20 protein-coding genes are annotated in these 22,543 nt (G+C 72.0%); 6 read left to right on the top strand and 14 right to left on the bottom strand.

The window, feature by feature from the left end; translation table 11 throughout:
- Position 1: 1 nt before the first annotated feature.
- The 4 genes from FHU36_RS35310 to FHU36_RS35295 are packed head-to-tail and all read right to left on the bottom strand — an operon-like array spanning position 2 to position 5,297.
- Positions 2 to 829 carry a carbohydrate ABC transporter permease gene (locus tag FHU36_RS35310; protein ID WP_312892056.1) on the bottom strand — a complete coding sequence of 276 codons (828 nt, stop codon included), beginning with the start codon at positions 827 to 829 and terminating at the stop codon, positions 2 to 4.
- Positions 826 to 1,686, bottom strand: coding sequence for a carbohydrate ABC transporter permease (locus tag FHU36_RS35305; RefSeq protein WP_185088396.1), 861 nt, complete (start codon positions 1,684 to 1,686; stop codon positions 826 to 828). The genes FHU36_RS35310 and FHU36_RS35305 overlap by 4 nt, the downstream gene beginning before the upstream one ends.
- Positions 1,687 to 1,689: 3 nt before the next feature.
- Entirely contained in the window at positions 1,690 to 3,003 is a 1,314-nt protein-coding gene (locus FHU36_RS35300; protein ID WP_185088395.1) for an ABC transporter substrate-binding protein, read from the bottom strand.
- Positions 3,000 to 5,297, bottom strand: a complete 2,298-nt coding sequence (locus tag FHU36_RS35295; RefSeq protein ID WP_185088394.1) for a TIM-barrel domain-containing protein — start codon at positions 5,295 to 5,297, stop codon at positions 3,000 to 3,002. Before FHU36_RS35295 ends, FHU36_RS35300 begins: the two co-directional genes overlap by 4 nt.
- A gap of 109 nt (positions 5,298 to 5,406) precedes the next feature.
- Here FHU36_RS35295 and FHU36_RS35290 point away from each other — a divergent pair, with 109 nt between their 5' ends.
- Positions 5,407 to 7,245 carry a beta-galactosidase gene (locus tag FHU36_RS35290; protein WP_185088393.1) on the top strand — a complete coding sequence of 613 codons (1,839 nt, stop codon included), beginning with the start codon at positions 5,407 to 5,409 and terminating at the stop codon, positions 7,243 to 7,245.
- A 22-nt stretch (positions 7,246 to 7,267) separates the two neighbouring features.
- Here FHU36_RS35290 and FHU36_RS35285 read toward each other — a convergent pair whose 3' ends face one another.
- On the bottom strand, positions 7,268 to 8,662 hold the full coding sequence (locus FHU36_RS35285) for an NAD(P)H-quinone dehydrogenase (protein ID WP_185088392.1): 1,395 nt from the start codon (positions 8,660 to 8,662) through the stop codon (positions 7,268 to 7,270).
- A gap of 73 nt (positions 8,663 to 8,735) precedes the next feature.
- Here FHU36_RS35285 and FHU36_RS35280 point away from each other — a divergent pair, with 73 nt between their 5' ends.
- The gene (locus tag FHU36_RS35280) at positions 8,736 to 9,188 is read left to right on the top strand and encodes a gamma-glutamylcyclotransferase family protein (RefSeq protein WP_101783719.1); all 453 of its coding nucleotides are present in this window, start codon (positions 8,736 to 8,738) and stop codon (positions 9,186 to 9,188) included.
- Positions 9,189 to 9,193: 5 nt separating this feature from the next.
- Here the strand turns inward: FHU36_RS35280 and FHU36_RS35275 are convergent, their stop codons facing one another.
- Positions 9,194 to 10,495, bottom strand: a complete 1,302-nt coding sequence (locus FHU36_RS35275) for an MFS transporter (protein WP_312892054.1) — start codon at positions 10,493 to 10,495, stop codon at positions 9,194 to 9,196.
- Between the two features lie 110 nt (positions 10,496 to 10,605).
- On the opposite strand from FHU36_RS35275, the gene FHU36_RS35270 reads away from it, so the two are divergent.
- The 4 genes from FHU36_RS35270 to FHU36_RS35255 are packed head-to-tail and all read left to right on the top strand — an operon-like array spanning position 10,606 to position 15,528.
- A complete protein-coding gene (locus FHU36_RS35270) occupies positions 10,606 to 11,601 on the top strand; it encodes an Lrp/AsnC family transcriptional regulator (RefSeq protein WP_185088391.1) in 996 nt (331 codons plus the stop codon).
- A complete protein-coding gene (locus tag FHU36_RS35265; protein ID WP_185088390.1) occupies positions 11,598 to 12,926 on the top strand; it encodes a M20/M25/M40 family metallo-hydrolase in 1,329 nt (442 codons plus the stop codon). The genes FHU36_RS35270 and FHU36_RS35265 overlap by 4 nt, the downstream gene beginning before the upstream one ends.
- A gap of 2 nt (positions 12,927 to 12,928) precedes the next feature.
- Positions 12,929 to 13,732 carry a purine-nucleoside phosphorylase gene (locus FHU36_RS35260; RefSeq protein ID WP_185088389.1) on the top strand — a complete coding sequence of 268 codons (804 nt, stop codon included), beginning with the start codon at positions 12,929 to 12,931 and terminating at the stop codon, positions 13,730 to 13,732.
- Positions 13,729 to 15,528: a phospho-sugar mutase gene (locus FHU36_RS35255; protein WP_312892053.1), complete on the top strand. Its 1,800-nt coding sequence runs from the start codon at positions 13,729 to 13,731 to the stop codon at positions 15,526 to 15,528. Before FHU36_RS35260 ends, FHU36_RS35255 begins: the two co-directional genes overlap by 4 nt.
- A 192-nt stretch (positions 15,529 to 15,720) precedes the next feature.
- On the opposite strand, the gene FHU36_RS35250 is transcribed toward FHU36_RS35255, so the two are convergent.
- From FHU36_RS35250 to FHU36_RS35215, 8 genes are all read right to left on the bottom strand, one after another.
- A complete protein-coding gene (locus FHU36_RS35250) occupies positions 15,721 to 16,206 on the bottom strand; it encodes a GyrI-like domain-containing protein (protein ID WP_185088388.1) in 486 nt (161 codons plus the stop codon).
- A 17-nt stretch (positions 16,207 to 16,223) separates the two neighbouring features.
- Positions 16,224 to 17,195, bottom strand: a complete 972-nt coding sequence (locus FHU36_RS35245; protein WP_312892052.1) for an RNA polymerase subunit sigma-70 — start codon at positions 17,193 to 17,195, stop codon at positions 16,224 to 16,226.
- A complete protein-coding gene (locus FHU36_RS35240) occupies positions 17,195 to 18,025 on the bottom strand; it encodes a MerR family transcriptional regulator (protein ID WP_185088386.1) in 831 nt (276 codons plus the stop codon). The genes FHU36_RS35245 and FHU36_RS35240 overlap by 1 nt, the downstream gene beginning before the upstream one ends.
- A gap of 55 nt (positions 18,026 to 18,080) precedes the next feature.
- Complete coding sequence (locus tag FHU36_RS35235; RefSeq protein ID WP_185088385.1) at positions 18,081 to 18,695, bottom strand: hypothetical protein; 615 nt, start codon at positions 18,693 to 18,695, stop codon at positions 18,081 to 18,083.
- Positions 18,692 to 19,765 carry an adenosine deaminase gene (locus FHU36_RS35230; protein WP_185088384.1) on the bottom strand — a complete coding sequence of 358 codons (1,074 nt, stop codon included), beginning with the start codon at positions 19,763 to 19,765 and terminating at the stop codon, positions 18,692 to 18,694. Before FHU36_RS35230 ends, FHU36_RS35235 begins: the two co-directional genes overlap by 4 nt.
- 122 nt (positions 19,766 to 19,887) lie before the next feature.
- Positions 19,888 to 20,241, bottom strand: a complete 354-nt coding sequence (locus FHU36_RS35225) for a cupin domain-containing protein (protein WP_185088383.1) — start codon at positions 20,239 to 20,241, stop codon at positions 19,888 to 19,890.
- A gap of 4 nt (positions 20,242 to 20,245) precedes the next feature.
- The gene (locus FHU36_RS35220) at positions 20,246 to 20,914 is read right to left on the bottom strand and encodes an AMIN-like domain-containing (lipo)protein (protein WP_185088382.1); all 669 of its coding nucleotides are present in this window, start codon (positions 20,912 to 20,914) and stop codon (positions 20,246 to 20,248) included.
- 122 nt (positions 20,915 to 21,036) lie between these two features.
- Complete coding sequence (locus FHU36_RS35215; protein WP_185088381.1) at positions 21,037 to 22,473, bottom strand: MFS transporter; 1,437 nt, start codon at positions 22,471 to 22,473, stop codon at positions 21,037 to 21,039.
- Positions 22,474 to 22,543: the final 70 nt, after the last annotated feature.

Raw genomic sequence — 22,543 nt, 5'->3', positions numbered from 1 at the left:
GTTACTTGACGGCGCCGACCGTGACGCCGCGGGTGAGCGTGCGCTGGAAGATGAGGAAGAAGGCGACCGCCGGGACGATGCCGAGCAGGGCCGAGGCGCTGGACATGGTGGCGTCCATGTACTTCTCGCCCTGCAGGACGCCGAGGGCGACCGGCACGGTCTGCGTCTCGTTGGAGATGAGGAAGATGAGCGGGAGGAAGAACTCGTTCCACGTCCAGATGAAGAAGAAGATCACCAGGACGCTGAGCGTGGGCCTGCTGATCGGCACCACGATCTGCCACAGCGCCCGGAAGCGGCCCGCGCCGTCCATCGACGCGGCCTCCAGGATCTCCTTCGGAAACTGGCCGAGGACGGCGCTCAGCAGGTAGGTGCCGAAGGCCGCCTGGATCACCGTGAAGACGATGACCATCGACAGCCGGGTGTCGTAGAGTCCGACCTCCTTCGCCAGGTAGTAGAGCGGGTAGGCCAGCGCCTCCTGCGGCAGCGTGTTGCCCACGAGGAACAGCACGAGGATCCACAGCCGGCCGCGTACCCGGCCGATGCCGAGCGCGTAGGCGTTGAGCACCGACAGCACGACCGCGAGCAGCGCCACCGAGGCGCTGATCACGAAGCTGTTCCAGAGCTTCTCGCCGAAGTCGACGCGGTTCCAGAAGTCGACGATGCCCTGCAGGTAGATCTCCGCCGGCAGGCTGAGCGGTCCGTGGGAGCTGTAGTCGGCGGGCGACTTGACCGCGTTGACCGCGACGAGGAGGAACGGGAACACCATCACGGCGGCCAGCACGACCAGTGCGGCCAGCACGGCCCACCGGCCCGGCCCGGCCGCCCTCACCGGGCACGCTCCTGCACGCGCAGGAACAGGAACGTCACCACGATGATGACCAGGGCCAGCACCGTGGCGATGGCCGAGCCGTACCCGACGTTGCTCTTCTGGAAGAAGTTCAGGTAGGAGAAGTACGACGGCACCATGGTGGCGTTGCCGGGCCCGCCGCGGGTCAGCACGAAGATCGGCCCGAAGACCTTCAGCGCGGCGATCGTGCAGGTCAGCAGCACCACGAACGTCTCCGGCCGGATCTGGGGGATCGTGATGTGCCAGAACCTGCGCCACCACGAGGCCCCGTCGATCTCGGCCGCCTCGTGCAGGGCGGGGTCCGCCCGCTGCAGCCCGGCCATGAAGATCACGACGGGATAGCCGAGCTGGAACCACACCATGACGGCCATCACCGTGGCCAGAGCGAGGTCCGGGTCGCCGAGCCAGTCGAGCCGCAGCCCGAACATCTGGTTGACGGCCCCGTACGACGGGTGCAGCATCCAGCCCCACACCACGCCCGCCACCGCCACGGGCAGCACCTGCGGCAGGTAGTACATCGCGCGCAGCGCGGCGGCCGTGCGGGTGCCGAACCTCCGGCCGATGTAGTCGAACAGGGCGGCGGCCAGCACCAGCCCGAGGACGGTCGGCACGATCGCCATGGCCACGATGAGGCCCACGTTGTGCTGGAACGACTGCCAGAACCGCTCGTCCTCGATGAGCCGGGCGTAGTTGTCCAGCCCGGCCCACTTCGGCGTGCCCACCCCCGTCCAGCGGGTGAAGCTCGTGGCGAGGTTCATCAGGAACGGCGCCACGATCACGGCGAGGAACAGGACCAGGCTCGGTGCGAGGTACCACCAGTAGCCCTTGGTGCGCGCCATGGGCTAACCGCCGATGTCGGCGAGGTTGTCCTCGTACGGCCCCGCGATCTCGTCCAGGACCTGGTCGGGGGTCTTGCTGCCGTTGACGAGGTTCTGCACGCCGGCGACGAGCACGTCGTAGTAGCCGGGGGCGGGCCAGTCGGGGTAGAACGCCAGCCCGTCCGCGGAGGTGAGCTTGTTGAAGCTCTCGATGAGCTCCTTGCTCTTGGCGTCGGTGATGGCGGCCGGGTCGGCGGCCACCGGCACGCCGCCGGAGTTGCCGAGCAGGTTCTGGATGTCCTTGCTCATCGTGATGTCGATGAAGTCGTGGGCGAGGTCCTTGTTCCGGGACTTCTCGGGGACGACCCAGAGGTTGCCGCTGGACCCGGGCGACAGGGTGGCGCCGGGGAACAGGAAGTGGCCCCACTCGAAGTTCTTGATCTCGGAGGCGAGCCGGCCGTACCACCAGCTACCGCTGATCATGATGGGGTACTCGCCCTTCATGAACGCCACTCCCATGTCCTCGGCCTTGAGGCCGCCGGAGTCCTTGGCGATGTAGCCCTTCTTCACCCAGTCGGCCATGGTCTGCGCGGCGTAGCCGAACTCGGGGCCGCGGAAGTCGACCTTGCCCTGGTAGGACTGCAGGGCGTTCACCCACGGCCGCTGCGCCTTGGTCAGCGCGAGCTGGTAGAAGATCTGCTGGGCCGGGTACTCGGCGCCGGCGGAGGCGATGGGCGTCACCTCGGCCTTGACGAAGGTGTCCAGGGCGGCGGTCAGCTCGTCGAACGTGGTGGGCACCTTGACGCCGTGCTTGTCGAAGAGGTCCTTGTTGTAATAGACCATCACGAACTCGCCGTAGTTGGGCACGCCGTACCACGCGCCGGAGCCCATGACGCCCCGCTCGTCGTACTTGGCGGTGACCTGGAGGCCGCCGGGCAGCAGCTTGTCCCAGCCGCGCTTGGTCGCCTCCTCGGTCAGGTCGGCGAGCAGTCCCTGCTTGGACAGCAGGCCGGCGGTGGCGTTGCCCTTGTTGTACTCCATGATGTCGGGCGCCTCGTCGGAGTTGAGCACCATGCTCGCGGTCTTCTGGATCTGCTCGAAGCCCTTCTCCTCGAACTTCACCGTCACACCGGGGTGACTCGCCTCGAACTTCTTGATCGCCTCGGCCCACGCCTTGCCCATGGCGCTGTCGGCGCTCTCGTAGTGCCACAGCTTGAGCACGCGCGGCTCGCCGCTCGCGGCGGGCTTGTCGTCCCCGCCGGACCCGCAGGCCGCCAGCGCCAGCGCCCCGGCGGTCAGCACGGCGGCCAGCCTGACGGCGCTCCTCGACTTCCTCATGATGTCTCCTGACTGATGACGGCCCGGCCGGGCGCGCCCGTTACCGGGGCGAACTCGACCGCGGCGATCCGTTTCGGCCCGGTGACGGCCACGTGCAGCGTGTCGCCGTCCCGGGTGGCCACGACCGCGGTGTCGCCATCGGTGTCGTGGATGCGCGTGTGGCTGTGGCCACCCCCGAAGGCGACAAGGGTGATCTCGTCCGGCGTGCCGACGGTGTCGCCCGGCGTGGTGACCGGGATGAGCGCGCCGTGGCGGACGAAGATCGGGATCTGCTCCAGCGGCTTGGCGACGCGGACGTAGCGGGAGCCGGTGAGCACCTCGCCGGTCCAGTAGTCCACCCACTCGCCGTGCGGCAGGTAGACCTGCCGCGTCCCCTCCGGCGCCGTCATGGGTGCCACCAGCAGGTCACGGCCGAGCAGGTACTCCAGGTCGGCCTGCCAGGCCACCGGATCGCCGGGGTAGTCCACGCACAGCGCGCGCATCATCGGCGCGCCGGTCCGCGCGGCCTCCACCGCCGCCGAGTAGAGATACGGCATGAGGCGGTAGCGCAGCCGCAGCGCCGCCACCGCGTGCTCCTCGACGGCCGGGAACTCCCACGGCTCGCGGCTGGTCGTGCCGTGCAGGCGCAGCAGCGGCGACAGGGCGCCGAACTGGGTCCAGCGGACGTACAGGTCGTCGGTCGGCCTGCCGGTGAAGCCGCCGGCGTCGTGGCTCCAGAACGGCACGCCCGACAGGCCGTGCGCCAGCCCGCCGCGCAGCGTGCTGCCCATGGCCGCGTAGCTCGTGTAGGTGTCGCCGCCCCACTGGGCGCTGTGCCGCTGCCCGCCGAGGAACGACGAGCGCGCCCAGACCAGGCTGTGCCCGTGGACCTCGTGGGTGACCTCGGCGACGGCGTCGTTGAACAGCAGCGTGTAGACGTTGTGCAGGTCGGTGCCGGTCATGCCGTTGGCGGCGACGGCGTCGTGCGGCACGCCCTCGGCGAAGTCGGTCTTGAACGTCTGCACGCCCTGCCGGAGCAGCGGGCGGAGCAGGTCCTTGAACCAGGCGACCGCCTCGGGGTTGGTGAGGTCGACGATCCCGCAGGGCGGGTAGGAGCCGTGCCAGCAGTCGGCCACGTACGGCTCGCCGCCGGGCGTCCTCAGGAAGTAGCCGGCCTCGGCCGCCTCACGGAAGGCCGGGCTGAGGTGGGAGACGTAGGGGTTCATCCACAGGCAGACCTTGAACCCCATCCGGTCCAGCTCGGCCAGCATCGCGCCGGGGTCGGGGAAGCGGTCCGGGTCCCAGCGCAGGTCGGACCAGTGGCCCTCGGTCTGCCAGTAGCAGTCGAGGTGCAGCACGTCGCAGGGGATGCCCTTCTCCCTGATCGTGCGCGCCCTGGCCAGCACCCGTTCCTGGGTGTCGACGAAGAACCCGGACGAGATCCAGGTGCCGAACGCCCACTTCGGCGGCAGCTCCGGCCGGCTGGTCAGCCCGTTGTAGCGGTCCAGCACCTCGGGCGGGGTCGGGCCGGCGATCACGTAGTAGTCGAGCACGTCGTCCGGCACCACGATCTGGACCACGCTGTGCGTCGACTGGCACATGTCGAACTCCGTCGGCGCGCCGCTGTCCACGAGCACGCCGTAGCCCCGGCTCGACACGTACAGGGGGATGTTCTTGTAGGCCCGCTGCGACTCGGCGCCGAAGGCGTCGAAGTTCCACATGAGCGGGCGCTGGCCGCGCTTGTCGAGGGGCGCGAACGACTCGCCGAAGCCGGCGAACGCCTCGTCGGGCGGGGCGGCGAAGCTCTCGTGGTAGGCGACCGGCGAGCCGTCGGCGGTGGAGCGGCCGAACGGCAGCGTGCGCAGCCGGCCACTGATGTCGGTGTGGCCGCGGTCCTGCTCCAGCAGCGTGGTGCCGGAGGCGTCGGTGAAGCGCAGGTGCCAGGGTGACAGGCTGATCTCGGCGCGCAGCGATCCGGCGTCGACGACGATCGGCTCGCCGGGCGCCGCCTCGGCCCGCGCTCCGGCGTACGTGCCGGGCCGCACGAGGGGGATCGCCCGCTCCGAGCGGGGGCGGGCGTCGGCGTCCTCGCTCAGCCGGACCCGGATCACCCCTTCGCCCGCCACGCCGACCTGGACCACGAGGGTCTCCTCGGTGCCGGTCGTCGCCTTGAGCATCACCCCGGCCTCGCCGGCCGCGACCAGCTCGGCGGTGGCCAGCGCCGACAGACCGCCCTCGCCCCGTTCGCGCACGGGCAGCTCGGGCGGGTCGGCGACAAAGTACTCGTGCGCGACCAGCGGGGGACGGTAGGGCATGAAGGCTCCTCAGATGGGCAAGCGCCAACTCCGTGGATTAGTTTGGTCTCCATACCAACAAACGTCAACGGGGAATTTGTTGAGACTCCATCCCAATAGGAGGGCTGCGATGTACTACGGCGGCGACTACAACCCCGAGCAGTGGCCCCGCGAGGTGTGGCACGAGGACGTGGCGCTGATGCGCCGGGCCGGGGTCAACCTGGTGACCGTGGGCGTGTTCTCCTGGGCCCGCCTGGAGCCGTCGCCCGGCGCGCACGACTTCGGCTGGCTGGATGAGGTGCTCGACCTGCTGCACGCCGGCGGGATCCGGGTCAACCTGGCCACGCCGACGGCCTCTCCGCCGCCGTGGTTCCCGGCCGAGGCCCGCAACGTCACCGCCGACGGGGTCCGGCTGGCCCACGGCAGCCGCGACACGTACTGCGTCAGCTCGCCGTACTACCGGGAGCGGTCCCGCGACGTCGCCGCCCGGCTGGCGGACCGCTACGGCGGGCACCCGGCGCTGGCGATGTGGCACGTGCACAACGAGTACGGCTCCTGGTGCCACTGCGAGCACACCGCCGCCGCGTTCCGTGCCTGGCTGCGCGGGCGGCACGGCACCCTGGAAGCGCTGAACGACGCCTGGACGACCGCGTTCTGGGGCCAGCACTACACCGCCTGGGAGCAGATCGAGCCGCCGCGCGCCACCCAGTACCTGCCGAACCCCGCGCACGCCCTCGACTTCCGCCGCTTCCTGTCCGACGAGCTGCTCGGCCACTTCCGCGAGCAGAAGAAGATCCTCGCCCCGACGGGGGCGCCGGTCACCACGAACTTCGTCTTCGGCGCCTGGGTGCCGGTGAACCACCGCGACTGGGCCCGCGAGGTGGACCTGGTGGCCATCGACCACTACCCGGCCGCGGACCCGCCGTCGGAGACCGCCTTCGCCGCCGACCTGGCGCGGCACTGGGCGGGCGGGGAGCCGTGGCTGCTCATGGAGCAGGCGGTGCTGACCTACCGGGACGGCCGGATGCTGGCCAAGAGTCCCGGCGAGATCACCCGGCTCAGCCTGTCACCGGTCGCCCGCGGCTCGCAGGGGGCCATGTTCTTCCAGTGGCGCGCCTCACGCGGCGGCGCCGAGCTGTGGCACGGCGGCATGGTGCCGCACGCGGGCCCCGACTCGGCGGTCTTCCGCGAGGCGTGCGAGCTGGGGGCGCTGCTGTCGCGCCTGCGGCCCGCCGGCCCGGTCCGGGCGGAGGCCGCCGTGCTGTGGGACGCCGAGTCATGGTGGGCCCTGCAGGCGCCCGGCCTGCCCTCGTCCGAGATCGACTACCTCGACGCCGTCCGCCAGGCGCACCGGGTGCTCTACCGCCACGGCGTGACCGCCGACCTCGCCCACCCGTCCGGCGACCTGTCCGGCTACCGGACGGTGCTCGTGCCGAACCTCTACCTGCTCTCCGACGACGACGCAGCCAACCTGCGCCGCTACGCCGAGGGCGGCGGCACGCTCGTCGTCACCTACCTCAGCGGCGTCGCCGACCCGTACGGGCGGGTGCGCACCGGCGGCCACCCTGGAGCGCTGCGCGACCTGCTCGGCATCAGCGTGGAGGAGTTCAGGCCGCTGGAGGGTCCGGTGACGCTGTCGAACGGGGACACCGCGAGCGTCTGGAGCGAGCTGGTGCGGCTGCGCGGCGCCGAGGCGGTGGCCACCTACCCGGACGGCTCCCCCGCGATCACCCGGAACGGCGGCGCGTGGTACGTCTCCACCCGGCTCACCGACGACGGCTACGCCCGGCTGCTCGGCCTGCCCCCGCACCCGGCGGGGCTGGAACTGGTGCGGCGCGGCGACACGGTCTTCGCCGTCAACCACGGCGACCGGCCCTGCCCGGTCCCGCCCGGCCACGACCTGCTCACCTGCACGACGCTCGACACCCTGCCGCCGGGCGGCTTCGCGGTGCTCGACTCGCAGCCGTAGCGGCTGCGCTGCTCGACGGTGCTCAGATGCCGAGCGCGGCCTCGGGCTGCATGAGCCGGCGGGCCGCCTCGGTGATCGAGCCGGACAGCGAGGGGTAGACCGCGAACGTGTGCGCGAGCTGGTCCACGGTGAGGCGCTGCTGCACCGCCACCGACACCGCCAGGATCAGCTCCGACGCGCGCGGCGCCACCACCACGCCGCCGAGCACGATGCCGGTGTGCGGCCGGCAGAACAGCTTGACGAACCCGTCGTGGAAGCCCGACATCTTGGCGCGGGCGTTGGTCGCCAGCGGCAGCTTGACCACGTTGGCCTCGATCTCGCCCGCCTCGATGGCCCGCTGCGCCACGCCCACCGCGGCGATCTCGGGGTCGGTGAAGATGTTGGAGGCCACCGTGGCCAGCCGCAGCGGCTGGACGGCCTCGCCGAGCGCGTGCCAGACCGCGATGCGGCCCTGCATGGCCGCGACGGAGGCCAGCATGAGCACGCCCGTGCAGTCACCGGCGGCGTAGACGCCCGGCGCGGAGGTGCGCGAGACCTTGTCGACCTTGACGAAACCGTACTTGTCGAGCTGGACCCCGGCCTCCTCCAGGCCCATGCCGCCGGTGTTGGGCACCATGCCGACCGTCATCAGCGCGTGGGAGCCCTCGGCGGTGCGGCCGTCCTCCAGGGTCACCACGACGCCGTTCGCCGTGCGCTTGACGGAGGAGGCGCGCGAGCGGCCCATGACGTTCATGCCGCGGCGGCGGTAGACCTCTTCGAGCACCTCGGCGCCGTCGGCGTCCTCGTTGGGCATCATGCGGTCGCGGCTGGAGACCAGCGTCACCTCGCAGCCGAGCGAGCGGTAGGCGCCCGCGAACTCCGCGCCCGTCACGCCGGACCCGACGACGATGAGGTGCTCGGGCAGCTCCTCCAGGTCGTAGAGCTGGCGCCAGGTGAGGATGCGCTCGCCGTCGGGCTCGGCGCCGGGCAGCACGCGCGGGGTGGCGCCGGTGGCCACCAGCACCACGTCGGCCCTGATCGTCCGGTCGCCCGCCTTGACCACCTGCGGGTCGACCAGCCGGCCGCGCGCCTTGACGATCTCCACGCCCTCGGCCGCGACGCGGGCCGCGATGTCGGCCGACTGGGCCTGGGCGAGCTCCTTGACGCGTTTGTTGACCAGGGGCAGGTCGACCGTGGCCGCGCCGATGTCGCCGTCGGGACCGCCGGAGTAGCTGATGCCCAGCGACGGGGCGTCGAGCAGGGCCTGCTTGCGGACCGAGGTCGCGATCAGCGTCTTGGACGGCACGCAGTCGGTGAGCACGCAGGCTCCGCCCGGGCCGTCCTGCTCGACCATCGTGACCTGCGCGCCTAGCTGCGCCGCCACCAGCGCCGCCTCGTAGCCGCCCGGTCCGCCGCCGATGATCACGATCCTAGTCACGCGTACCATTCTTCCGCATGCCTCGGCCTGGCGACGAAACGGGGCGGCCGCCCGCGCGCTACCCTTGGCTGCTGTGCCTGTTTACGCCGCCTACGGCAGCAACATGGACCCGGAGCAGATGGCCATGCGCGCCCCGCACTCTCCGATGCGAGGTGTGGGCTGGTTGCAGGGCTGGCGCCTGACCTTCGGCGGTGAGGACCTGGGCTGGGAAGGCGCCCTGGCCACCATCGTCGAGGACCCCGACGAGCACGTCTTCGTCGTCCTCTACGACGTGCCCGAGTGGGACGAGGCGTCCCTCGACCAGTGGGAGGGCGCCGCCCGCGGCCTCCACCACAAGGTGCGGCTGCGCGTGCAGACGCTCGACGGCGAGCAGGTGGCCTGGTTCTACGTGCTCGACGGCTACGAGGGCGGCCTGCCCTCCGCCCGCTACCTCGGCATCCTGGCCGACGCGGCGGAGCGGGCGGGCGCCCCCGACGACTACGTCAAGAGCCTGCGGGGACGCCCCTGCAAGTCGCTCGGCGGCTGAGCGCCTCAGGCCAGCGGCTGGTCCTTGGTCTCCTTCAGCGCGAAGACGTAGACCAGGGTCGAGATCAGCGCGAGCACCGAGACGTACCACGGGAACAGATGGACCATCTCGGCGTCCTTCAGCGCCGTGCCGATGAGCGGCGCGGTGCCCCCGAAGATCGCGACGGTCAGCGAGTACGGGAAGCCCGCACCCGCGGCCCGCACCCGGGTCGGGAACAGCTCGGAGTTGACCGCGGCCGAGACCGAGGTGAAGCAGCCGAGGAAGACCATTCCGAGGCACTGGACGAACAGCAGGCTGGCGAACGAGTTCGACAGGGTGGCGAGCAGCGGCACCGGCAGCAGCGTGAAGGCCAGCCCGAACGTGATCAGCATCGGCTTGCGGCCGATCTTGTCGGACAGCATGCCGAGCAGCGGCTGCAGCACCATGAAGAACACCAGCGAGATGGTGCCGATGGTCAGTGACTCCGACGCGTCGAACTTCACGCTGAGCTGCGCGTAGGTGGGCAGGAACGTCGTCCAGGTGTAGTAGGAGACCGTGCCGGCCACCGTGATGCCGACGATCATGGCGGCCTTGGCCGGGTAGTGGAGCAGGAACTCGAACATGCGCGGCCGCTCCGCGCGGCCCTGCCTGATGTCCTCGGCGACCGTGCTGGTCTCCTCGGCGCCCCTGCGTATCCACAGGCCCACCAGGCTGAGCAGCGCGCCGACCAGGAACGGGATGCGCCAGCCGTAGTCGTCCATGGCGGCCGTGCCGAGCGTCGCGGCCAGCACCGCGGCCAGGCCGGAGGCGAGCAGCTGGCCGAGCGTGGTGCTGACGTACTGGAAGCTGGAGAACAGGCCGCGGCGGCCGGGTGGGGCCGACTCCACCAGGAACGTGGTCGCGGCGGCGAACTCGCCGCCGACCGACAGGCCCTGGATGAGCCGGGCCAGCGTGAGGATGATCGGCGCCAGCACCCCGGCGGCCGCGTACGTCGGCGTGATGGCCAGCAGCAGCGAGCCGGCGCCCATGAGCAGGATGGTGAACGTCATGGCGGCCTTGCGGCCGAACCGGTCGGCGAAGGCGCCCACCAGCAGCCCGCCCAGGGGGCGCATGAAGAAGCCCACCGCGAAGATGGCGAACGAGCTGAGCAGGGGCACGAGGGCGTTGCCGGTCGCGGGGAAGATCTGCTTGGCGAAGAACACCGTGAGGAAGCTGTAGGCATACCAGTCGTACCACTCGACCAGGTTGCCGACGCTGGCCGCCATGAGCTGGCGGACACGGCTGCGGGGGATGCCGACGGGAGACGGCGCGATGGGGGAGGTCGCCACGGGGGGCTCCTTTGCTTACTGATGCTCTGTCGCCTACTCTGCAAGCGAACGACCAAAACAGTCAAATATTCGGCCAAGTCTTTACAAACCCGACACAGAAACGGCTCTCAGTGGACGTTCTCGACCGGCGGCTGGTCTCCGCTCTCCAGGTAAACCCGCGCGCCGCCTGGGGCGAGATCGCCCGGGCGGTGGGTGAGCACGAACGCACGGTCGCGCGCCGGCTGCAGCGCCTCATCGCCGACGGCGCCGTCCGCGTCACCGCGATCTACGACGACCTGCGCTCGGGCCACGGCCGGCCGGTCCACCTGCACGTCCAGGTCAGGCCCGGCACGGCCGCCGACGTCGCCGAGGCTCTGGCGGGCCGGCCGGACACCCGCTCGGTCTACTCGCTGACCGGAGTGGCCGACATCGGCTGCGAGCTGGTGTCACCGTCGCGGGAGGCGCTGCACGACATCCTGACGGCGCAGGTCGCCGCGATCGACGGCGTGCAGCAGACGCGGACCCAGGTGGTGCTGCACACCTTCCGCACCGTCGCCGAGTGGCACGCCCCCTACCTCGACGAGCGGGAGATCGCCGAGCTGCGCCCGGCCCCGCACGACGGCTCGCCGGAAGGCGCCGCGCCGCCCGACGAGGAGGGCCTGTCGCCCCTGGAGCAGGAGATCGCCGACCTGCTCGTCGCCGACGGCCGGATCGCCTTCACCGCCATCGCCGAACGCCTCGGCATCTCCCTGCCGACGGCCCGCAGGCGCGCCGCCTCCCTGCTCGAACGGCGCCTGCTGCTGCCGCGGGCCGAGGTCGAGCCCGCGCTGCTCGGCCTGGAGGCCGAGGCTCAGCTCTGGTTGAAGGTACGGCCGCAGGGACTCGACCGCGTGGGCCGTACGCTGTCGGCGCATCCCCACGTCCGCTACTGTGCCGCGACGGCGGGCACCCACTCCCTGATCGTCCAGGTGGCGGTGGCCCACGAGGCGGCCCTCTACCGTTTCCTGACGGGTGTCGTCGGCCTGTACGACGAGGTCACCGACATCGACGTCACGCTCATCACCCGCGCCCACAAGCGCGGCCACCTCCGCAAGTCCGGCCTCCGCACCCTGGAAAGGACACCATGACCTCCGCCGAGACTCCCGCCGTGACTCCCGCCGAGAGCGAAGTCGCCGAGCTGTGCGCCGAGCTGATCCGCATCGACAGCAGCAACTACGGTGACGGCAGCGGCCCCGGCGAGCGCGCCGCCGCCGAGGCCGTGATGGCCAGGCTGGCCGAGGTCGGCATCGAGGCCGCCTACGTCGAGAGCGCCCCGGGGCGCGGCAACGTGGTGACCCGCGTCGAGGGCAGCGACCCGTCCCTGCCCGCCCTGCTGGTGCACGGCCACCTCGACGTGGTGCCCGCCAACGCCGCCGACTGGTCGGTGGACCCGTTCGCCGGCGAGGTGCGCGACGGCTACATCTGGGGCCGCGGCGCGGTGGACATGAAGGACATGGACGCCATGATGCTGGCGGTGCTGCGCCAGCTCACCCGTGAGGGCCGCAGGCCGCGCCGCGACCTCGTCTTCGCGTGGGTGGCCGACGAGGAGGCGGGCGGCGTGTACGGCGCCAAGCACCTCACCGCGCACCACCCCGAGCTGTTCGAGGGCGTCACCGAGGCGATCAGCGAGGTGGGCGGCTACTCGCTGGAGGTGGACCCGTCGCTGCGGCTCTACCTCATCGAGACGGCCCAGAAGGGCCTGGCCTGGATGAAGCTCATCGCCGACGGCACGGCCGGGCACGGCTCGATGCTCAACTCCGACAACGCCGTCACCGAGCTCGCCACGGCGGTCGCCCGGGTGGGCGCCCACCAGTGGCCGATCACGCTCACCCCGACCGTGCGGCAGTTCCTCACCGAGGTCGCCGACGCCTTCGGCATCCCCTTCGACGAGGACGACCCCCGGCCGATCCTCGACCGGATCGGGCCGCTGGTGCGCTTCGTCGGCGCGACGCTCAGCCACACCACCAATCCCACCCAGCTCGACGCCGGCTACAAGTCCAACGTGATCCCCGGCCAGGCCACGGCCGTGATCGACGGCCGGTTCCTGCCCGGCCACGAGGAGGACTTCTTCAAGACCGTCGACACGCTCATCGGGCCCCGGGTGCGCCGCGAGTTCGTGCACCACGACATCGCGCTGGAGACCACGTTTGACGGCGCCCTGGTCGAGTCGATGATCGCGGCGCTGAAGGCCGAGGACCCGACCGCGCGGGCGGTGCCGTACTGCATGTCGGGCGGCACCGACAACAAGACGTTCTTCGCCGACCTGGGGGTGCGCGGGTTCGGATTCGTGCCGCTGCGGCTGCCGGCCGACATGGACTTCGCCTCGATGTTCCACGGCGTGGACGAGCGGGTGCCGGTGGACGCGCTGCAGTTCGGGGTGCGGGTGCTGGACAGGCTGCTCATAAACTACTGAACGTGAGCAACGACCCCTACACCCTGGCCGGTGCGGCCGCAGCGGCGCTGCGGGCCGCCGCCGGCCTCGACTCCTTCGACGTGGCCCTCGTCATGGGCTCCGGCTGGGTGCCGGCCGCCGACGCGCTCGGGGAGACGGTCAGCGAGATCCCCTTCACCGACCTGCCCGGCTTCTCCGCTCCGGTGGTGGCCGGGCACGGCGGCAAGATCCGCGTCGTCCGCACCGGCGCCGGGCGGCACGCGCTGGTCTTCCTCGGCCGCAGCCACCTCTACGAGGGGCGGCCCGTCGAGGCGGTGGTCCACGGCGTGCGCACCGCCGCCGCCGCGGGCGTCCGCACGATCATCCTGACCAACGCGGCGGGTGGCCTGCGTCCCGAGACGCAGCGGGTCGGCGACCCGGTGCTGATCAGCGACCACATCAACATGACGGGCGCCAACCCGATCACCGGCACCACGTTCATCGACCTGACCGAGGTCTACTCCAAGCGGCTGCGCGCGCTGGTGCGCGAGATCGATCCGGCCATCGCCGAAGGCGTCTACGTGGCCTTCCGCGGCCCCACCTACGAGACGCCCGCCGAGATCCGCATGCTGCGCACCCTCGGCGGCGACCTGATCGGCATGTCCACGGTCCTGGAGGCCATCGCCGCCCGCGAGGCCGGCCTCGACGTGCTCGGACTGTCCCTGGTCACCAACCCGGCCGCCGGCCTGGCCGGCGACCCGCTCGACCACGAGGAGGTCCTGCAGGTCGGCCGCGCCACCGCCGCCCGCATGGGCGTCCTGCTGGCCAAGGTCGTGGACAGACTGTGAGCGCGGAGGCGAGCGGCCCGGCCGCGGTGGTGGGCGACGAGTTGGTCCGGCGGGCCCGCCAGTGGCTGGCCCAGGACCCCGACCCCGAGACCCGCGCCGAGCTGTCCGGGTTGATCGAACAGGGCGACCTGGCGGCGCTGGCCGACCGGTTCGGCCGCAAGCTGGAGTTCGGCACCGCCGGGCTGCGCGGCGAGCTGGGTGCGGGCCCCAACCGGATGAACCGGGTCACCGTGATGAGGGCCGCCGCCGGCCTGGCCAAGGTGCTCGGCTCCGGCCGCCACGTGGTGATCGGCTACGACGCCCGGCACAAGTCCGACGTGTTCGCCCGTGACACGGCCGCGGTGCTGACCGGCGCCGGCCTGCACGCCTCGGTGCTGCCGTGCCCGCTGCCCACGCCCGTGCTGGCCTTCGCGGTGCCCCACCTGGGCGCCGACGCCGGGGTGATGGTCACCGCCAGCCACAACCCGCCCCGCGACAACGGCTACAAGGTCTACTGGGGCGACGGCTCGCAGATCGTGCCGCCGATCGACCGGGAGATCTCCGCGGCCATCGACGCCGGGGGCCCCGTCGACGAGCTGCCCCTGCACGGGCCGGGCACCCTGACCGAGCTGGGCGATGACATCGTCGACGACTACATCGACGCGATCACCCGGCTGCCTCTGGGCGACGCCCGCGAGCTGCGGGTCGCCTACACGCCGCTGCACGGGGTGGGCGGCGCCACGCTGACCGACGCGTTCCTGCGGGCCGGGTTCGAGAGCCCGATGGCCGTCGAGGAGCAGCGCAACCCCGATCCCGACTTCCCCACCGTGGCCTTCCCCAACCCGGAGGAGCCGGGGGCGATGGACCTCGCCGCCGCGCTGGCCGCCCGCACCGGGGCCGACCTCGTCCTCGCCAACGACCCCGACGCCGACCGGTGCGCGGTGGGCGTGCCGCTGGGCGACGGCTCGGTGCGGATGCTGACCGGCGACGAGGTGGGCGGGCTGCTCGCCGAACACGTGATCACCCACACCTCGGGCGAGCGCATGGTGGCCACCACCATCGTGTCCTCGACCCTGCTGGGCAAGATCGCCCGCGCCCACGGCGTCCGCTACGGCGAGACGCTGACCGGCTTCAAGTGGATCATCAAGGCGGGGCCCGGCCTGGTCTTCGGCTACGAGGAGGCCATCGGCTACAGCGTCGGCACCGACCCCCTGCCGCACGCCGCCGACCCGGACGGCACCGCTCCTCGACCACCGGCGGGTGACGTGGACGGTGCCGCTCCTCGACCACCGGCGGGTGACGTGGACGGTGCCGATCATCGATCGGCGGCGGGTGACGGCGACCGGCTGCCGGTGCGCGACAAGGACGGCATCGGGGCCGCGCTCACGGTCGCCGCGATCGCCGCCGCCGCCAAGCGCGCCGGCCGCACGCTGCTGGACCTGCTCGACGACCAGGCCCGCCGCTACGGCCTGCACGCCACGTCCCAGCTCTCGGTCCGGGTGGACGACCTGTCGCTGATCGCCGGCGCCATGGCCCGCCTGCGCGCCACTCCCCCGGCCACCCTGGGCGGCCGTACGGTGGAGCGCGCTGACGACCTCAGCCGTGGCGACGGCGGCCTGCCCCCGACCGACGGCCTGCGCTACACGCTGTCGGGCGACGCCCGCGTCGTCGTCCGCCCCTCGGGCACCGAGCCGAAGCTCAAGTGCTACCTGGAGGTCGTCGTCCCGGTCACCGGCGACGTCGGCGACGCCCGCTCCCAGGCCGCCGCCGACCTCGACGCCGTCAAGGCCGACCTCAAGGCAACCCTGGGCCTGTGACCCGCCCGCCACGGCGGCGCCGAAGCCCGCCCCGGCGCCTCGCGAGCGCCCATCCTGAACGCGGGGACAGGACCGACCCCGACAGGGCCGAGCCGGCCACGACCGGCTCGGCCCCGGCCGCACGCTTGACGAACGGGTTCACCGTGCGCCGCCCGAGAATGCCGGGCGCCCCCCCTACCTCCCGACGCCGTGTCAGGCCAGGCGGAACTCCACGACCGTGTCCCACTCGGCCGGGTCCGGCTGGACGCGCGGGTCGGTCTGGTAGAGCTCCAGGCGGCAGCCCCAGTGCTCCGTCGTACCGGACTCGGTCATGTCCCACTTCAGGCCCTGCCCGGACGCCCACTTCAGCAGCTCGTCCATGACGCCGGCCAGCTGGTCGGGGTGGCCGTGGTGGGTGACGGTGGCGTAGCGGCCGGCGGGCAGCACGCCGGCCCGGATGTCGCCCTCGCCCTCGACGGGCGCGGCGACGGGCACGCCCGCCTCCACGTCCAGCCCGTCGGCCTCCATGTCGATGGAGTGGTACCTCAGGAACGGCGCCCCGGCGAGGCCGACGCCGCGCTCGGCGAGCCAGCCGATCAGCTCCGCGATGCGGTCGGCGACCACGCCGAAGGTCGTCATGGTGATGGTCTTGCGCACCCCCACGTACGGACGGTCAGGGTGTTCCACGATGTCAGGCATTGTCGTTTCCTTCCTTCTCACCCATCAGTACGGACCGGGGAGCCGAAACTCATCGGCAGCCCGAACATCGGGAACAGCCGGTCGCCGAGATGGGTGGTCACCGCGCTGACGCGCCCCCGCCGCGTCTCGACGACCACCAGCGCGAAGGGCTCCCCACCCAGGTACTGGCCGAAGGCGGCGGCGCCGTTCGCCCGGCCGGCGGGCAGCAGCCGGGAGCCGGCGCAGGGGGCGTCGGAGCCGAGCAGGGCCGCGTGGATGTCGGCACGGCCGCGCAGCCACCACGTGTACGGCGGCATCGTCATCGTGGCGTCCTCGTGGAGCAGCGAGACGAGGGCCTCGACGTCGTAGCGCTCGAAGGCTGCCACGTAGCGGGCCAGCAGTTCCCGGTCCACCTCCTCGCCCACCTCCCCGGACGGCCCCGTGTGCGGCTCGGCGGGGGCGGGCAGCGCCGCCCTGGCCCGCTGGAGCGCGCTGTTGACCGCGGCCACGCTGCCGCCGAGCAGTGCCGCCACCTCGGCCGCGCTCCAGCGCAGCACGTCACGCAGGATGAGGACGGACCGCTGGCGGGGCGGGAGGTGCTGCAGCGCGGCCACGAACGCCAGCCGCACCGACTCCCTGGCCACGGCGACCTCGGCCGGGTCGGCGCCGAGCAGCTGACCGTCGAGCACCAGGCCGTCGGGCACCGGCTGCACCCACCTGTGGGCGGGCAGCGGCTCGCCGAGGTCGCCGCCGGGCGCGGAGTTCGGCGCGAGGTCCATGGCCCGCGCCCGGCGCCGGGTGCCGCGCAGCATGTCGAGGCAGACGTTGGCGGCGATGCCGAACAGCCAGGCGCGCAGCGGCGCCCGGCCCGGGTCGTAACGCTCACGCGCCGCCCACGCCTTGGCCAGCGTCTCCTGCACCGCGTCCTCGGCCTCGAACCCGCACCCGAGCATCCGGTAGCAGTAGCCGGTCAGCTCGGTCCGGTGCCGTTCGAGTTCGGCGGCGTCCACTACTCCCTGGTCACCTCGATCTGCAGCTCGGTCACCCATTCGTCCAGGTTGTCCGGACAGTGCAGGTAGACCTCGCGGGCGAGGGTGAGCGACCGGTAGCCGTGTTCCTCGATCCAGTGGGCCAGCGTCTGGAACGTCGTCCCGACCTCGTCCATCGACCCGTGGTGGATGATCGTGGCCGCGCTCTCGACACCGGGCAGCGCCACGACGTCCACGTCCACGCCCGCACAGGCCGCGTCCACGGACTCTCCGGCCACCGGCATCGCGGCGTGCACCCGTACGGCGCCGTCCTCCTCCGGCAGGTAGTAGGCGATGCCCGGGCCGGCCATCGCGACGCCGGCCGCCTCCAGCCGGGCGCACAGCTCCGCGTACAGCGGCTGGATGACGGGTCCGATGTCGCCGGGCTCGTAGCTCGCCGCGACGGCGCTGAGCTCGCCGACCCGGACCGGCCCCACCTGCTTGAGCACGACCTCGCTGGTCGCCATGCCGCCCTCCCTCTCGATCGAGCGGAGCCTCGCCTCTACGCCGCGCAGCCTGGCTTGGTCGGCTCTGATCCGCTCCGCCAGCTCGGCCCGGCGCAGCCGGACCATGCCGTGCAGCTCGTCGGTGCCGACCTTGTCGTCGAGGATGACGCGGACCTGCTCCAGGGTGAAGCCGAGGTCCTTGAGCGCGACGACGCGGTTGAGCCGTGACAGTTGTGCCGCCTGGTAGGAGCGGTAGCCGGTGACCGGGTCCACGTGCGCGGGCCGCAGCAGCCCGATCGCGTCGTAGTGGCGCAGCATACGCACCGACACGAGCCCGAGCCTGGCGAAGTCTCCGATGCTGAACATGATGCTTCCACCTCTACGCCCTCACACGGTGTCAGGGTCAACCGGCGGGCGTCGGTCAGTCGATGACGATCGCGGCCACCAGCAGCGCGACGGCGACCGCGATCACCGCCAGCGAGTCGTACGCCCAGCGGATCCGCACGGGGGCGGCCTCCTGGGTGCGCCGCCGGGCCGACTCGGCCCGGTCGACGATCTGCTCGCCCACCCAGTCGGCGTGTGTCTTGCCGGCGAACGCCTCCTGCGCCGCCTGTTCGGCCTTGGACAGCACCGGCTCGGTCTGCGGCCGCCCGCGCCGGCGGACCGGCGCCGCCGCCCGCCGCTGCGCCTTGGCCCGCTCGCGGGCGGTGCTCACCGGGGTCCACAGCCGCAGCACCTGCCCGTCGCCGTGGCGGACGTTGATCGAGTGCGACACCGTCACCTCGTCGATCGCCGCCCACGGCAGGACCGCCGTGCGCAGGGGGTTGCGCCCCACGAGCGCGTCCTCGGTGAACAGGGTGACCGGCCGCAGCGCGATCAGGAAGACCAGCGCGGTGAGCACCCCGAGCACGGCCAGCGCCACCAGCGACGGCTTGCCGTTGTAGCGGGCGATCAGGTCCCACACGTTGAGCGCGACGAACGCCACCCACACCCAGCCGAGGACGAACGCGAACTTCGACCGGTACGCCTGCTTCACGGCTGCCACTTGAGCTGCGCGAACCCGGGCTTGATCACGCCGTTGATCAGCGCCAGCCGCTCGTCGAACGGCAGGAACGCCGACTTCATCGCGTTGATCGTGAACCACTGCAGGTCGTCCCAGCCGTAGCCGAACGCCTCCACCAGCTTGGTGAACTCCAGCGACGAGCTGGTGGAGCTCATCAGCCGGTTGTCGGTGTTGACCGTGACCCGGAAGTTGAGGCGGCGCAGCAGCCCGATCGGGTGCTCGGCGATCGAGGGCGCGGCTCCGGTCTGCAGGTTGGAGGTGGGGCACATCTCCAGCGGGATGCGCTTGTCACGCACGTACGCGGCCAGCCGGCCGAGCTTGGCGGTGCCGTCCTCGGCCACGGAGATGTCGTCGATGATGCGCACGCCGTGCCCGAGCCGGTCGGCGCCGCACCACTGGATGGCCTGCCAGATCGACGGCAGCCCGAACGCCTCGCCGGCGTGGATGGTGAAGTGGGCGTTCTCCCGCTGGAGGTATTCGAAGGCGTCGAGGTGGCGGGTGGGTGGGTAGCCCGCCTCGGCCCCGGCGATGTCGAACCCGACCACGCCGACGTCGCGGTAGCGCACGGCCAGCTCGGCGATCTCCATGGAGCGGGCCATGTGCCGCATCGCGGTCAGCAGCGTGCCGACCCGGATGCCGCGCCCCTCGGAGCCGAGCCGGAAGCCCTCCAGCACGGCCTCCACCACCTGGTCGAGGGTGAGACCGGTGGTGGTGTGCTGCTCGGGCGCGAAGCGCACCTCGGCGTAGACGACGCCGTCGGCGGCCAGGTCCTCGGCGCACTCGGCGGCCACCCGGACGAGCGACTCGCGGGTCTGCATGACGCCCACGGTGTGGTCGAACGTCTCCAGGTAGCGCTCCAGCGACCCCGAGTCGGACGCCTCCTCGAACCACTGCCGGAGGTTGCCGGGGTCGGTGGTGGGCAGCCGGTCGTAACCGCACTCGCGCGCCAGGTCCACGATGGTCTCGGCCCGCAGGCCACCGTCGAGATGGTCGTGGAGCAGCACCTTCGGCGCCCGCCGGATCTCGTCAAGCGTGGGGCTCATCAGGCCATGATATGCGGCCGGTGCGCCGCTCTCTCGCCTGTGGCGAGTGTGAGAACCCACGTCGGCGACCCAGGCGAGCCCGGATCCCGGTGGTGTCGCCCCGGCGCCCGTCCCCACCGGTCTCAGGAGGAGCGGTTGGCGGCCTCGGGGCTGAAGGCGGGCAGGCAGACGGCGATGTACTCGGCGCCCTCGGGCCCGGCGCTGTAGCGGACCGTCTCCCCCGGCTCCGTCACGACGCTCTGCCCCGCCGCGACCTCGGTGACGCCGCCGTCGTGCGCGACCACGACCGTGCCGCGCAGCACCACCGTGTACTCGGTGAAGGAGGGCGTCTGGGCCGGCTCCTCCCAACCGGGCGGGGCGACCATGTGGGCGATGGAGATCGCCTCGTCCGCGCTGTTGACCCGTCCCACGTGCTCGTCGATGAGCTTGCCGCCCGGCACGGGGACCCGCGTGGGGCCTTCGATCCTTCTGACCACCCGGTCAGTGTGCCACGTCGATGACGAGCCGGTCCGGACGGGTGTACCCCGCCACCCGGAACGGCCGCGGGGAGCGGGCGGCCAGCCCGATGAGGACGCGCCCCTCGAAGTCGCCGGCCCTGATCACGTCGGTGACGTTGCCCAGCGAGGTGGGGGCGGCGCCGCCCGTCCAGGTGGGCTCACCGGCCTCGGTGTGGGCTACGGCCGGGGTGAGCAGGACGGACAGGCAGGCGCGGCCGCCCAGGTCGATGGGCTTGCCGGAGCCCTCCTGGACCAGCTCGTCCGTCCATTGGACGGTGTGGCCGGGCACCGGGCCGTCGAAGTCGATCACTATCCGGTCGAACGTGGCGTGCCGGCCGAACCGCACCCCCGTCACCAGGGAGGGCTCCCCGCGTGGCACCTCGGTGTGCACGGCGGCCGTGCCGGTGGGCCGGCCGGGGGTGGCGGGCGTCTCCCCCGGCTCCAGCGTCGCCGTGCCCCCGGGCGTCGTCGGGCCGCCCGGCGCGGAGGTGGCCGTCACCGTGACGCCGGTCCCCTCACCGGCACCGGCGCCGCCTGTCCCGCAGCCGGCGGCCCCCAGGCCGCACGCGACCAGGACGGCGGCCCCGGCGGCCAGCCGAAGGGCCGGACGAGGAGCCGGGCGAAGAGCCGGAGAGGTGAGCGTCGGCGCCATGTCAAGGTGATGCCCGCCCCGTGGCCCGCCGAAGCGGCGACGCGGAAGCGGCGGCACCGGAGCGGCACCGAAACCGCACCGAAGAGGGGCCCCGCGCCGCGACGCGGGGCCCCTCGTCACCGTCAGACGATCTCGTACGCCCGAGCCTTCTGGCCCTCCACCTGCTCCTCGACCTGCTCCTCCACCGCGACGGCCGCGCGGCGGGAGCGCAGCCCGAAGGCGGAGATGCCGAGACCGACCAGGGCGAGGATCAGCGACACGACGATGGCCGCGCGCAGCGCCCCGATCGACAGGCCGCCGCCCCCTTCGGAGGTGAGCACCGCGGTGACCACGGCGAGCACGATCGCGCCGCCGACCTGGCCGGAGGTGTTGAGCAGCCCGGAGGCCAGGCCCTGCTCGTCGTCGTCAACGCCGTTGGTGGCCTGGATGTTCAGCGCGGGGAACGACAGCGCGAACGCCACGCCCAGCAGCAGCATGCCGGGGATGACCAGGCCGCCCAGGCTCGGCGTCTCGTCGATGCCGAGGAACAGGGCGTAGCCGCCGGCCAGCGCGGCGGCGCCGACCACGATCAGCTTGCCGGTGCCGAACCGGTCGGCGAAGTCGCCCATCTTGGTCGAGGTGACCGCGACCAGCAGGCCGGCGGGCAGGAACGCCAGGGCGGTGCCGAGGGCCGACCAGCCGAGCAGGTTCTGGAAGTACTGCATGGCCACGAACTGGAAGGCCACGTACGAGCCCATGAGGATGAGCAGGCCCAGGTTGGCCCGCACCAGCGAGCCGGAGCGCAGGATGCCGAGCCGCACCAGCGGGTGCCTCATCCGCAGCTCGGCGAAGACGAACAGCCCGAGCAGCGCGGCGGTCGCGACCAGCGAGCCGACGGTGCGCAGCGAGGTCCAGCCGGCCTCGGGCGCCTGCACGACGGTGAAGACGAGCAGCAGCATCGACGCGGTGATCAGCACGGCGCCCAGCAGGTCGTGGCCGCCCTCGGCGCGCTCCTCGGCGCCGCGCGGCAGCACCTTGAGCGCGGCCACCAGCGCGATGATGGCGACGGGCACGGGCATCAGCAACGTCCAGCGCCAGCCGATCTCGGTCAGCAGACCGGAGAACACCAGGCCCAGCGAGTAGCCGCTGGCGCCGGAGGCGGTGAAGATGCTCAGCGCCTTGTTCCGCAGCGGACCCTCGGGGAACGTGGTGGTGATGATCGAAAGGGCCGCCGGCGCGGTGAAGGCGGCGCCCACGCCCTTGACGAACCGGGCAATGATCAACAGGGTCCCGTCGTCCACCAGACCGCCCAGCAACGACGCCACGGCGAAGACGCCCAGCGCGACCAGGAACACCCTGCGCCGCCCGAGCAGGTCGGCGGTCCTGCCCCCGAGCAACAGAAGACCGCCGTAACCGAGCACGTAACCGCTGACAACCCACTGCAAGGAAGAGGTGGAAAGCCCCAGGTCGTGCTGGATGGAGGGCAGTGCCACACCGACCATCGACACGTCCAGGGCATCAAGGAAGATCACTGCGCAGAGCACGGCGAGCGCGCCCCAGCGGGATGAGGAAGAGGACATGACTCACGAGAGTACATGCAATCACATCTAATGCAAGTGCATTTAATTCCGTTGCATCTTTTTCGGCGCG

Origin of the sequence: Nonomuraea muscovyensis (genome assembly GCF_014207745.1) — a bacterium.
Lineage (GTDB): Bacteria > Actinomycetota > Actinomycetes > Streptosporangiales > Streptosporangiaceae > Nonomuraea > Nonomuraea muscovyensis.
This window is presented reverse-complemented; position numbering and strand designations above follow the sequence as displayed.